Source organism: Chryseobacterium sp. UYP7, assembly GCF_056279225.1.
Window position 1 is genome coordinate 1 of sequence record NZ_JBWBQW010000013.1, and the last position, 13247, is coordinate 13247.

Sequence of the window (13247 nt, forward strand, 5' to 3'; positions counted from 1 at the left end):
TTGTTTAAAAAATCGCAAAAAAGATTTGCGAGATAGTTTGAGTCGTATTACATTTGCACCACTTCAAAATAGAAGTAGCATAGTAGGATAATAGGTTAATGAGATTGGGATTTAGGGATTAGCGTTTCTAAATATTTAATTAAAAAAGCTTGTTAGTTAACAAAAAGTTCTTATCTTTGCAATCCCAAATCGAGAGAGATGGGGAGCGAAGTAGAAGGGATTAAATGAGATGCGATAGATGCTTAAGGGTTAGTTAAAAAACTTTTAAATATTCTTCAAAAACATTTGGTCAATTAGAAATAAGTAACTACTTTTGCACTCGCAATTCGGAACCAACGACAGAAAGAGTTTCCGAAAATAAAGCGAGAAGAACAGAGATCATTGACATACAAATAACAACCAAAAAGTAAGGAAAAACTAAGGCGATAATAACTTTGAGTGAGTCAGACAAACATACAATGGAGAGTTTGATCCTGGCTCAGGATGAACGCTAGCGGGAGGCCTAACACATGCAAGCCGAGCGGTATAGTTTCTTCGGAAACTAGAGAGCGGCGTACGGGTGCGTAACACGTGTGCAACCTACCTTTATCAGGGGAATAGCCTTTCGAAAGGAAGATTAATACTCCATAATATATTAGATGGCATCATTTAATATTGAAAACTCCGGTGGATAGAGATGGGCACGCGCAAGATTAGATAGTTGGTGAGGTAACGGCTCACCAAGTCAATGATCTTTAGGGGTCCTGAGAGGGAGATCCCCCACACTGGTACTGAGACACGGACCAGACTCCTACGGGAGGCAGCAGTGAGGAATATTGGACAATGGGTGAGAGCCTGATCCAGCCATCCCGCGTGAAGGATTAAGGTCCTACGGATTGTAAACTTCTTTTGTACAGGAATAAACCTAGATACGTGTATTTAGCTGAAGGTACTGTACGAATAAGCACCGGCTAACTCCGTGCCAGCAGCCGCGGTAATACGGAGGGTGCAAGCGTTATCCGGATTTATTGGGTTTAAAGGGTCCGCAGGCGGACCGATAAGTCAGTGGTGAAATCTCATAGCTTAACTATGAAACTGCCATTGATACTGTCGGTCTTGAGTAAATTTGAGGTAGCTGGAATAAGTAGTGTAGCGGTGAAATGCATAGATATTACTTAGAACACCAATTGCGAAGGCAGGTTACCAAAATTTAACTGACGCTGAGGGACGAAAGCGTGGGTAGCGAACAGGATTAGATACCCTGGTAGTCCACGCCGTAAACGATGCTAACTCGTTTTTGGATTTTCGGATTCAGAGACCAAGCGAAAGCGATAAGTTAGCCACCTGGGGAGTACGTTCGCAAGAATGAAACTCAAAGGAATTGACGGGGGCCCGCACAAGCGGTGGATTATGTGGTTTAATTCGATGATACGCGAGGAACCTTACCAAGACTTAAATGGGAAATGACAGGTTTAGAAATAGATCCTTCTTCGGACATTTTTCAAGGTGCTGCATGGTTGTCGTCAGCTCGTGCCGTGAGGTGTTAGGTTAAGTCCTGCAACGAGCGCAACCCCTGTCACTAGTTGCTAACATTAAGTTGAGGACTCTAGTGAGACTGCCTACGCAAGTAGTGAGGAAGGTGGGGATGACGTCAAATCATCACGGCCCTTACGTCTTGGGCCACACACGTAATACAATGGCCGGTACAGAGGGCAGCTACACAGCGATGTGATGCGAATCTCGAAAGCCGGTCTCAGTTCGGATTGGAGTCTGCAACTCGACTCTATGAAGCTGGAATCGCTAGTAATCGCGCATCAGCCATGGCGCGGTGAATACGTTCCCGGGCCTTGTACACACCGCCCGTCAAGCCATGGAAGTCTGGGGTACCTGAAGTCGGTGACCGTAAAAGGAGCTGCCTAGGGTAAAACAGGTAACTAGGGCTAAGTCGTAACAAGGTAGCCGTACCGGAAGGTGCGGCTGGAACATCTCATTTTTGAGACTCTTCGTTAGGAGAGTATAAACAAACAAAACGATACTTAGGTATCATTGACTTTACTTAAAGTTAGCTTTAGTTTTTTCTTATTTGGACGGTTGGTATTTATAAAAATAAACCCACTAGGATTAGTAATCAGGGAAAGAGATAGAGTATTAGGGAGTACGTTGGTAAAATCATTACTAATTACTCATAACTTATTACTCATTGAGAGTCTCGTAGCTCAGCTGGTTAGAGCGCTACACTGATAATGTAGAGGTCGGCAGTTCGAGCCTGCCCGAGACTACTAATAACTAGACAGGAGACTAATAGATAATAGATGAGAGACAATAGTCTCGTGTCTATATTCTTTAAATCTCTACGTCTTATACTAGCGGGGAATTAGCTCAGTTGGCTAGAGCGCCTGCCTTGCACGCAGGAGGTCAAGGGTTCGACTCCCTTATTCTCCACATAAGTTGTAGTAATATAACGAGAACAAGTTACAGCAATGTAGCAAAAGCTTCTAAAAAGAAGCAAGAACAGAAGATATTTACATTAAGATTTAAGAATGATGCCAGAGAAGGCAGAATAAACATAGAAAATGTTTATTAGAAGGAGCGATACCTTAATTATTCACCGTTTTACGAGACTGATTTAAAAGTTACGGATGGAGCCAAAAACACATCTGTTCATTAGTTGAGTAGGAAGAGATAAGATCATTGACATTAACGATAAGAACATCACAAAGAGAAAACCGCGCACTTTCGAGTGCCGAGTTTTAAAAATATCGTTTAACAGTAATGTTAGACAAAAAAATACTGAACTAATTTTATATTAGGAAAGAAATCGTTAAGGGCGTATGGCGGATGCCTAGGCTTTCAGAGGCGAAGAAGGACGCGGTAAGCTGCGAAAAGCTGCGGGGATCGGCACACACGAATTGATCCGCAGATGTCCGAATGGGGCAACCCGGCTGGTTGAAGACCAGTCACTCTAATTTATTAGAGAGCAAACCCGGAGAACTGAAACATCTAAGTACCCGGAGGAAAAGAAATCGAAGAGATTCCGTAAGTAGCGGCGAGCGAAAGCGGATTAGCCCAAAAGTCTTTATATGTTTAGAAGAACGTTCTGGAAAGAACGGCCATAGAGGGTGATAGCCCCGTATTTGAAAGGCATACATAGATGATAAATGAGTAGGGCGGGACACGTGAAATCCTGTCTGAATATGGGGGGACCATCCTCCAAGGCTAAATACTCCTGAAAGACCGATAGTGAACAAGTACTGTGAAGGAAAGGTGAAAAGCACTTCGAATAGAAGGGTGAAAGAGAACCTGAAACCGTACGCCTACAAGCGGTCGGAGCCCACAAGTTGGGTGACGGCGTGCCTTTTGCATAATGAGCCTACGAGTTAATTTTACTAGCGAGCTTAAGTACTTCAGGTACGGAGGCGGAGCGAAAGCGAGTCTGAATAGGGCGCTTAGTTAGTAGGATTAGACGCGAAACCTTGTGATCTACCCATGGGCAGGTTGAAGCTTTGGTAACACAAAGTGGAGGACCGAACCGGTTGACGTTGAAAAGTCTTCGGATGACTTGTGGGTAGGGGTGAAAGGCCAATCAAACTGGGAGATAGCTCGTACTCCCCGAAATGCATTTAGGTGCAGCGTTGCGATATAGTTTATTAGAGGTAGAGCTACTGATTGGATGCGGGGGTTTCATCACCTACCAATTCCTGACAAACTCCGAATGCTAATAAATGTTTCGTGGCAGTGAGGGCATGGGTGCTAAGGTCCATGTCCGAGAGGGAAAGAACCCGGACCAACAGCTAAGGTCCCCAAATCTATACTAAGTTGAAATAACGCGGTTGAACTGCATTGACAGCTAGGATGTTGGCTTGGAAGCAGCCATTCATTTAAAGAGTGCGTAACAGCTCACTAGTCGAGCGGTTCGGCATGGATAATAATCGGGCATAAGTATAGTACCGAAGCTATGGATTTATAACTTTTGAGTTATATCTGGTAGGGGAGCATTCTGTTTGCACAGAAGCAGTATCGTGAGGTATTGTGGAGCGGACAGAAAAGAAAATGTAGGCATAAGTAACGATAAAGCGGGCGAGAAACCCGCTCACCGAAAGACTAAGGTTTCCTCAGCCATGCTAATCAGCTGAGGGTTAGTCGGGACCTAACGCGAACCCGAAAGGGGAAGTGGATGGACATAGGGTTAATATTCCCTAACTTGCTCACATTAAAAAGGGGACGGATTGCCGTACTTACTGGAGACTGACGGAATAGTCAAGACCTAGCCTTCGGGCGAAGTTGTTGTAGGGAAAGCGATTCCAAGAAAAGCCGAAGTGAAGCAACCCGTACCAAAACCGACACAGGTAGTCGAGGAGAGAATCCTAAGGTGCTAGAGTGAATCATGGTTAAGGAACTAGGCAAAATAGTCTCGTAACTTCGGAAGAAGAGACGCCAGCAGCAATGCTGGCCGCAGTGAAGAGGCCCAGGCGACTGTTTATCAAAAACACAGGACTCTGCTAAATCGAAAGATGCTGTATAGGGTCTGACACCTGCCCGGTGCTGGAAGGTTAAGGAAGGTTGTTAGCAGTAATGCGAAGCAATTAACTGAAGCCCCAGTAAACGGCGGCCGTAACTATAACGGTCCTAAGGTAGCGAAATTCCTTGTCGGGTAAGTTCCGACCTGCACGAATGGTGTAACGATCTGGGCACTGTCTCAACCATGAGCTCTGTGAAATTGTAGTCTCGGTGAAGATGCCGAGTACCCGCAATGGGACGAAAAGACCCTGTGAACCTTTACTATAACTTCGTATTGACTTTGAATAAACAATGTGTAGGATAGGTGGGAGACTTTGAAGCTGGCACGCTAGTGTCGGTGGAGTCAACGTTGAAATACCACCCTTTGTTTATTTGGAGCCTAATCCCGAACTATTTGGGAGACATTGCGTGGTGGGTAGTTTGACTGGGGTGGTCGCCTCCAAAAGAGTAACGGAGGCTTTCAAAGGTACCCTCAGCACGCTTGGTAACCGTGCGTAGAGTGTAATGGCATAAGGGTGCTTGACTGTGAGACCTACAAGTCGATCAGGTGCGAAAGCAGGACATAGTGATCCGGTGGTTCCGTATGGAAGGGCCATCGCTCATAGGATAAAAGGTACTCCGGGGATAACAGGCTAGTCTCCCCCAAGAGCTCATATCGACGGGGAGGTTCGGCACCTCGATGTCGGCTCGTCACATCCTGGGGCTGGAGAAGGTCCCAAGGGTTGGGCTGTTCGCCCATTAAAGTGGCACGCGAGCTGGGTTCAGAACGTCGTGAGACAGTTCGGTCTCTATCTATTGCGGGCGTTAGATGTTTGAGAGGGCTTGAATCTAGTACGAGAGGACCGATTTGAACAAACCTCTGGTGTATCTGTTGTATTGCCAAGTGCATCGCAGAGTAGCTACGTTTGGAAAGGATAAGCACTGAAAGCATATAAGTGCGAAACCTGCCTCAAGATGAGACATCTTTTAAGGGTCGTTGGAGATGACAACGTTGATAGGCTATAGGTGTAAAGGCAGTAATGTCATAGCCGAGTAGTACTAATTACCCGTAGATTTATAGCTTAATATAGGCACTCGATCGTGCAATACGGTCTTCTCTTTGTGAACGTTTTTATCGATTTTTTTAAATCAGACATGAGATTTAAAGATAAGAGATACGAGACAATGCGTCTCAGATCTCCAATCTAAATATCTCCAATCTATTTAAAATACATATACTGTACATCCTTTTGTACAAAACAACCTTTAGGGTGGTTTTAGCAGAGGGGCTCACCTGTTCCCATTCCGAACACAGAAGTTAAGCCCTCTAGCGCCGATGGTACTGCGTAAGCGGGAGAGTAGGTCGCCGCCAGTTTTTTTATCCGCCACGGCGGACATAGAGCCTCATACATTTATTTGTATGAGGCTTTTTTGTGACCGAAAATTAGATAATAGACGAATAGACGAATAGACGAATAGACGAATAGACGAATAGACGAAGAGATGAAGAGACGAAGAGATGATAGACGAATAGACTGATAGATAATGGACTACTAAATAGATTGAGACTCATCCTCACTCCAACCCTCTACAAAGGAGAGGGAGCTAGAGCAGTTTTTTTCTAAAATTATTCCCTCAAAATCATCATTTAGATGTTGCATGAATTTGGAAATTAAGTGTTTTTTATATATCATGTCGCATTGAAATTAGAGTGGAAGTAGGAACTTCCTGAACTTTTAGCTACGATGGAAACGGCATCCTTTTTTGCTAATAAGCAACTGGATTTAAAACAGATATGTTGAAAGCAAAAAAGATAGAGTTTCGTCTTGGGACAAGACGGGTTGAGATTCGGACTAAGCGAAAGTTATGTTGCTCCTACATTCATTTATATTATTAGTAATCTCCAGAAATAATTAATAAAGCTCTCCACTCCAAAATTAGCTAAATAACTTAGATGATTCACAGATAAAAATCTTTGTCCCCTACTTGCGATTGCGGTAGAAGGTTCAAAAATGTTTTTTATTATCCTGTTATTATTTTTTCAAGATTGATAACATATCGTATTACATGAGGAGATCGTTGTTCGGTTTTTTTTTGCGTTATTATTTGCTTTTAAATTGTAAGCATTGATAAGTTGACTTTTAAACCATTATAACGCCTCCTATATTTTGAAGTTAAAAGGTATAAAGGAGTATCTATTAATTTTGAAAAAGATAAATGAATCGTTTTAAGATTTTGGGCAACCTGGATACTATAGCTAATGTTTAGCTATCGACAAGCACTACTAAATTTTTTGCACTGAGGAATTTTAGGCTAACAAAAAACGAATCTAACTCGTGTTTGTCAATGCTTATGTGGTAATAGGAAACGATCTTGCTTGAGGTGAAACTAACTAGTATGTTTAAAATCCGTATAAGCTAATTTAACGAGGAGCAGCAATATTTAATCATGGTGTAATTAATTTATACTAATTCTTACTTAATTGTACTCTTAAGATTTGGATCGTATTTGTGCTAGAATAAAGTTTATAATCATTTTAAACTTTTATGAGTGTAATTTTGATATTCTTATATACACGCTTGCTTTAGAGTTAGAAAGTTTGTGATTCTAACCTTATTAATTTTCAACATTAATTTGTTAAAGCGTCGAATTACAGTTATGTGAGGTTTTTCTGCGGCATCCGCTTTTCTTCTTTACTCAATAGGTAACTGAATCATCCCTGTTCGGTAATAAATTTATGTTTAAGTTCCTTCTCGTTTTAAGGAGCAAAGCATCTTTACACTCCAAATTCCTTTCTACTGATGGAATTTAGCTACGATCAGTAGCACAATTGGGATTGATTAAGATAAAGTGGATAACTTTAAGGTTGTTGTAAATTACAGATAATTAATAGGTTAGTTAAAAACTTATACACTTGTTTACAAAATTGGGAAAAAGATTTGCGAGATAGTTTGAATCGTATTACATTTGCACCACTTCAAAAAGGAAGTAGCATAGTAGGGTAATAGGTTAATGAGATTGGGATTTAGGGATTAGCGTTTCTAAATATTTAATTAAAAAAGCTTGTTAGTTAACAAAAAGTTCTTATCTTTGCAATCCCAAATCGAGAGAGATGGGGAGCGAAGTAGAAGGGATTGAATGAGATGCGATAGGTGTTTAAGGGTTAGTTAAAAAACTTTTAAATATTCTTCAAAAACATTTGGTCAATTAGAAATAAGTAACTACTTTTGCACTCGCAATTCGGAACCAACGACAGAAAGAGTTTCCGAAAATAAAGCGAGAAGAACAGAGATCATTGACATACAAATAACAACCAAAAAGTAAGGAAAAACTAAGGCGATAATAACTTTGAGTGAGTCAGACAAACATACAATGGAGAGTTTGATCCTGGCTCAGGATGAACGCTAGCGGGAGGCCTAACACATGCAAGCCGAGCGGTATAGTTTCTTCGGAAACTAGAGAGCGGCGTACGGGTGCGTAACACGTGTGCAACCTACCTTTATCAGGGGAATAGCCTTTCGAAAGGAAGATTAATACTCCATAATATATTAGATGGCATCATTTAATATTGAAAACTCCGGTGGATAGAGATGGGCACGCGCAAGATTAGATAGTTGGTGAGGTAACGGCTCACCAAGTCAATGATCTTTAGGGGTCCTGAGAGGGAGATCCCCCACACTGGTACTGAGACACGGACCAGACTCCTACGGGAGGCAGCAGTGAGGAATATTGGACAATGGGTGAGAGCCTGATCCAGCCATCCCGCGTGAAGGATTAAGGTCCTACGGATTGTAAACTTCTTTTGTACAGGAATAAACCTAGATACGTGTATTTAGCTGAAGGTACTGTACGAATAAGCACCGGCTAACTCCGTGCCAGCAGCCGCGGTAATACGGAGGGTGCAAGCGTTATCCGGATTTATTGGGTTTAAAGGGTCCGCAGGCGGACCGATAAGTCAGTGGTGAAATCTCATAGCTTAACTATGAAACTGCCATTGATACTGTCGGTCTTGAGTAAATTTGAGGTAGCTGGAATAAGTAGTGTAGCGGTGAAATGCATAGATATTACTTAGAACACCAATTGCGAAGGCAGGTTACCAAAATTTAACTGACGCTGAGGGACGAAAGCGTGGGTAGCGAACAGGATTAGATACCCTGGTAGTCCACGCCGTAAACGATGCTAACTCGTTTTTGGATTTTCGGATTCAGAGACCAAGCGAAAGCGATAAGTTAGCCACCTGGGGAGTACGTTCGCAAGAATGAAACTCAAAGGAATTGACGGGGGCCCGCACAAGCGGTGGATTATGTGGTTTAATTCGATGATACGCGAGGAACCTTACCAAGACTTAAATGGGAAATGACAGGTTTAGAAATAGATCCTTCTTCGGACATTTTTCAAGGTGCTGCATGGTTGTCGTCAGCTCGTGCCGTGAGGTGTTAGGTTAAGTCCTGCAACGAGCGCAACCCCTGTCACTAGTTGCTAACATTAAGTTGAGGACTCTAGTGAGACTGCCTACGCAAGTAGTGAGGAAGGTGGGGATGACGTCAAATCATCACGGCCCTTACGTCTTGGGCCACACACGTAATACAATGGCCGGTACAGAGGGCAGCTACACAGCGATGTGATGCGAATCTCGAAAGCCGGTCTCAGTTCGGATTGGAGTCTGCAACTCGACTCTATGAAGCTGGAATCGCTAGTAATCGCGCATCAGCCATGGCGCGGTGAATACGTTCCCGGGCCTTGTACACACCGCCCGTCAAGCCATGGAAGTCTGGGGTACCTGAAGTCGGTGACCGTAAAAGGAGCTGCCTAGGGTAAAACAGGTAACTAGGGCTAAGTCGTAACAAGGTAGCCGTACCGGAAGGTGCGGCTGGAACATCTCATTTTTGAGACTCTTCGTTAGGAGAGTATAAACAAACAAAACGATACTTAGGTATCATTGACTTTACTTAAAGTTAGCTTTAGTTTTTTCTTATTTGGACGGTTGGTATTTATAAAAATAAACCCACTAGGATTAGTAATCAGGGAAAGAGATAGAGTATTAGGGAGTACGTTGGTAAAATCATTACTAATTACTCATAACTTATTACTCATTGAGAGTCTCGTAGCTCAGCTGGTTAGAGCGCTACACTGATAATGTAGAGGTCGGCAGTTCGAGCCTGCCCGAGACTACTAATAACTAGACAGGAGACTAATAGATAATAGATGAGAGACAATAGTCTCGTGTCTATATTCTTTAAATCTCTACGTCTTATACTAGCGGGGAATTAGCTCAGTTGGCTAGAGCGCCTGCCTTGCACGCAGGAGGTCAAGGGTTCGACTCCCTTATTCTCCACATAAGTTGTAGTAATATAACGAGAACAAGTTACAGCAATGTAGCAAAAGCTTCTAAAAAGAAGCAAGAACAGAAGATATTTACATTAAGATTTAAGAATGATGCCAGAGAAGGCAGAATAAACATAGAAAATGTTTATTAGAAGGAGCGATACCTTAATTATTCACCGTTTTACGAGACTGATTTAAAAGTTACGGATGGAGCCAAAAACACATCTGTTCATTAGTTGAGTAGGAAGAGATAAGATCATTGACATTAACGATAAGAACATCACAAAGAGAAAACCGCGCACTTTCGAGTGCCGAGTTTTAAAAATATCGTTTAACAGTAATGTTAGACAAAAAAATACTGAACTAATTTTATATTAGGAAAGAAATCGTTAAGGGCGTATGGCGGATGCCTAGGCTTTCAGAGGCGAAGAAGGACGCGGTAAGCTGCGAAAAGCTGCGGGGATCGGCACACACGAATTGATCCGCAGATGTCCGAATGGGGCAACCCGGCTGGTTGAAGACCAGTCACTCTAATTTATTAGAGAGCAAACCCGGAGAACTGAAACATCTAAGTACCCGGAGGAAAAGAAATCGAAGAGATTCCGTAAGTAGCGGCGAGCGAAAGCGGATTAGCCCAAAAGTCTTTATATGTTTAGAAGAACGTTCTGGAAAGAACGGCCATAGAGGGTGATAGCCCCGTATTTGAAAGGCATACATAGATGATAAATGAGTAGGGCGGGACACGTGAAATCCTGTCTGAATATGGGGGGACCATCCTCCAAGGCTAAATACTCCTGAAAGACCGATAGTGAACAAGTACTGTGAAGGAAAGGTGAAAAGCACTTCGAATAGAAGGGTGAAAGAGAACCTGAAACCGTACGCCTACAAGCGGTCGGAGCCCACAAGTTGGGTGACGGCGTGCCTTTTGCATAATGAGCCTACGAGTTAATTTTACTAGCGAGCTTAAGTACTTCAGGTACGGAGGCGGAGCGAAAGCGAGTCTGAATAGGGCGCTTAGTTAGTAGGATTAGACGCGAAACCTTGTGATCTACCCATGGGCAGGTTGAAGCTTTGGTAACACAAAGTGGAGGACCGAACCGGTTGACGTTGAAAAGTCTTCGGATGACTTGTGGGTAGGGGTGAAAGGCCAATCAAACTGGGAGATAGCTCGTACTCCCCGAAATGCATTTAGGTGCAGCGTTGCGATATAGTTTATTAGAGGTAGAGCTACTGATTGGATGCGGGGGTTTCATCACCTACCAATTCCTGACAAACTCCGAATGCTAATAAATGTTTCGTGGCAGTGAGGGCATGGGTGCTAAGGTCCATGTCCGAGAGGGAAAGAACCCGGACCAACAGCTAAGGTCCCCAAATCTATACTAAGTTGAAATAACGCGGTTGAACTGCATTGACAGCTAGGATGTTGGCTTGGAAGCAGCCATTCATTTAAAGAGTGCGTAACAGCTCACTAGTCGAGCGGTTCGGCATGGATAATAATCGGGCATAAGTATAGTACCGAAGCTATGGATTTATAACTTTTGAGTTATATCTGGTAGGGGAGCATTCTGTTTGCACAGAAGCAGTATCGTGAGGTATTGTGGAGCGGACAGAAAAGAAAATGTAGGCATAAGTAACGATAAAGCGGGCGAGAAACCCGCTCACCGAAAGACTAAGGTTTCCTCAGCCATGCTAATCAGCTGAGGGTTAGTCGGGACCTAACGCGAACCCGAAAGGGGAAGTGGATGGACATAGGGTTAATATTCCCTAACTTGCTCACATTAAAAAGGGGACGGATTGCCGTACTTACTGGAGACTGACGGAATAGTCAAGACCTAGCCTTCGGGCGAAGTTGTTGTAGGGAAAGCGATTCCAAGAAAAGCCGAAGTGAAGCAACCCGTACCAAAACCGACACAGGTAGTCGAGGAGAGAATCCTAAGGTGCTAGAGTGAATCATGGTTAAGGAACTAGGCAAAATAGTCTCGTAACTTCGGAAGAAGAGACGCCAGCAGCAATGCTGGCCGCAGTGAAGAGGCCCAGGCGACTGTTTATCAAAAACACAGGACTCTGCTAAATCGAAAGATGCTGTATAGGGTCTGACACCTGCCCGGTGCTGGAAGGTTAAGGAAGGTTGTTAGCAGTAATGCGAAGCAATTAACTGAAGCCCCAGTAAACGGCGGCCGTAACTATAACGGTCCTAAGGTAGCGAAATTCCTTGTCGGGTAAGTTCCGACCTGCACGAATGGTGTAACGATCTGGGCACTGTCTCAACCATGAGCTCTGTGAAATTGTAGTCTCGGTGAAGATGCCGAGTACCCGCAATGGGACGAAAAGACCCTGTGAACCTTTACTATAACTTCGTATTGACTTTGAATAAACAATGTGTAGGATAGGTGGGAGACTTTGAAGCTGGCACGCTAGTGTCGGTGGAGTCAACGTTGAAATACCACCCTTTGTTTATTTGGAGCCTAATCCCGAACTATTTGGGAGACATTGCGTGGTGGGTAGTTTGACTGGGGTGGTCGCCTCCAAAAGAGTAACGGAGGCTTTCAAAGGTACCCTCAGCACGCTTGGTAACCGTGCGTAGAGTGTAATGGCATAAGGGTGCTTGACTGTGAGACCTACAAGTCGATCAGGTGCGAAAGCAGGACATAGTGATCCGGTGGTTCCGTATGGAAGGGCCATCGCTCATAGGATAAAAGGTACTCCGGGGATAACAGGCTAGTCTCCCCCAAGAGCTCATATCGACGGGGAGGTTCGGCACCTCGATGTCGGCTCGTCACATCCTGGGGCTGGAGAAGGTCCCAAGGGTTGGGCTGTTCGCCCATTAAAGTGGCACGCGAGCTGGGTTCAGAACGTCGTGAGACAGTTCGGTCTCTATCTATTGCGGGCGTTAGATGTTTGAGAGGGCTTGAATCTAGTACGAGAGGACCGATTTGAACAAACCTCTGGTGTATCTGTTGTATTGCCAAGTGCATCGCAGAGTAGCTACGTTTGGAAAGGATAAGCACTGAAAGCATATAAGTGCGAAACCTGCCTCAAGATGAGACATCTTTTAAGGGTCGTTGGAGATGACAACGTTGATAGGCTATAGGTGTAAAGGCAGTAATGTCATAGCCGAGTAGTACTAATTACCCGTAGATTTATAGCTTAATATAGGCACTCGATCGTGCAATACGGTCTTCTCTTTGTGAACGTTTTTATCGATTTTTTTAAATCAGACATGAGATTTAAAGATAAGAGATACGAGACAATGCGTCTCAGATCTCCAATCTAAATATCTCCAATCTATTTAAAATACATATACTGTACATCCTTTTGTACAAAACAACCTTTAGGGTGGTTTTAGCAGAGGGGCTCACCTGTTCCCATTCCGAACACAGAAGTTAAGCCCTCTAGCGCCGATGGTACTGCGTAAGCGGGAGAGTAGGTCGCCGCCAGTCTTTTTA

Annotated in this window: 4 tRNA genes and 6 rRNA genes; all 10 read left to right on the forward strand. The window is 43.7% G+C overall.

The window, feature by feature from the left end:
• Positions 1-455 precede the first annotated feature (455 nt).
• The 10 genes from ACZ9HT_RS16770 to rrf (ACZ9HT_RS16815) all read left to right on the forward strand — a co-directional run bounded on the left by ACZ9HT_RS16770 (position 456) and on the right by rrf (ACZ9HT_RS16815) (position 13241).
• Positions 456-1972: ribosomal RNA gene (locus ACZ9HT_RS16770) — 16S ribosomal RNA — on the forward strand.
• Between the two features lie 212 nt (positions 1973-2184).
• Positions 2185-2258, forward strand: a tRNA-Ile gene (locus ACZ9HT_RS16775).
• A gap of 89 nt (positions 2259-2347) precedes the next feature.
• Positions 2348-2421, forward strand: a tRNA-Ala gene (locus ACZ9HT_RS16780).
• A 369-nt stretch (positions 2422-2790) separates the two neighbouring features.
• Positions 2791-5559: ribosomal RNA gene (locus ACZ9HT_RS16785) — 23S ribosomal RNA — on the forward strand.
• Between the two features lie 184 nt (positions 5560-5743).
• Positions 5744-5851, forward strand: a 5S ribosomal RNA gene (gene rrf, locus ACZ9HT_RS16790).
• Positions 5852-7845: 1994 nt separating this feature from the next.
• A 16S ribosomal RNA gene (locus tag ACZ9HT_RS16795) occupies positions 7846-9362 on the forward strand.
• A gap of 212 nt (positions 9363-9574) precedes the next feature.
• Positions 9575-9648 (forward strand) — tRNA-Ile (locus tag ACZ9HT_RS16800).
• A gap of 89 nt (positions 9649-9737) precedes the next feature.
• Positions 9738-9811: transfer RNA gene (locus ACZ9HT_RS16805), tRNA-Ala, on the forward strand.
• A gap of 369 nt (positions 9812-10180) precedes the next feature.
• Positions 10181-12949 (forward strand): 23S ribosomal RNA (locus ACZ9HT_RS16810).
• 184 nt (positions 12950-13133) lie between these two features.
• Positions 13134-13241, forward strand: a 5S ribosomal RNA gene (gene rrf, locus ACZ9HT_RS16815).
• The 16S, 23S and 5S rRNA genes sit together here with 4 tRNA genes alongside, the layout of an rRNA operon.
• Positions 13242-13247: the final 6 nt, after the last annotated feature.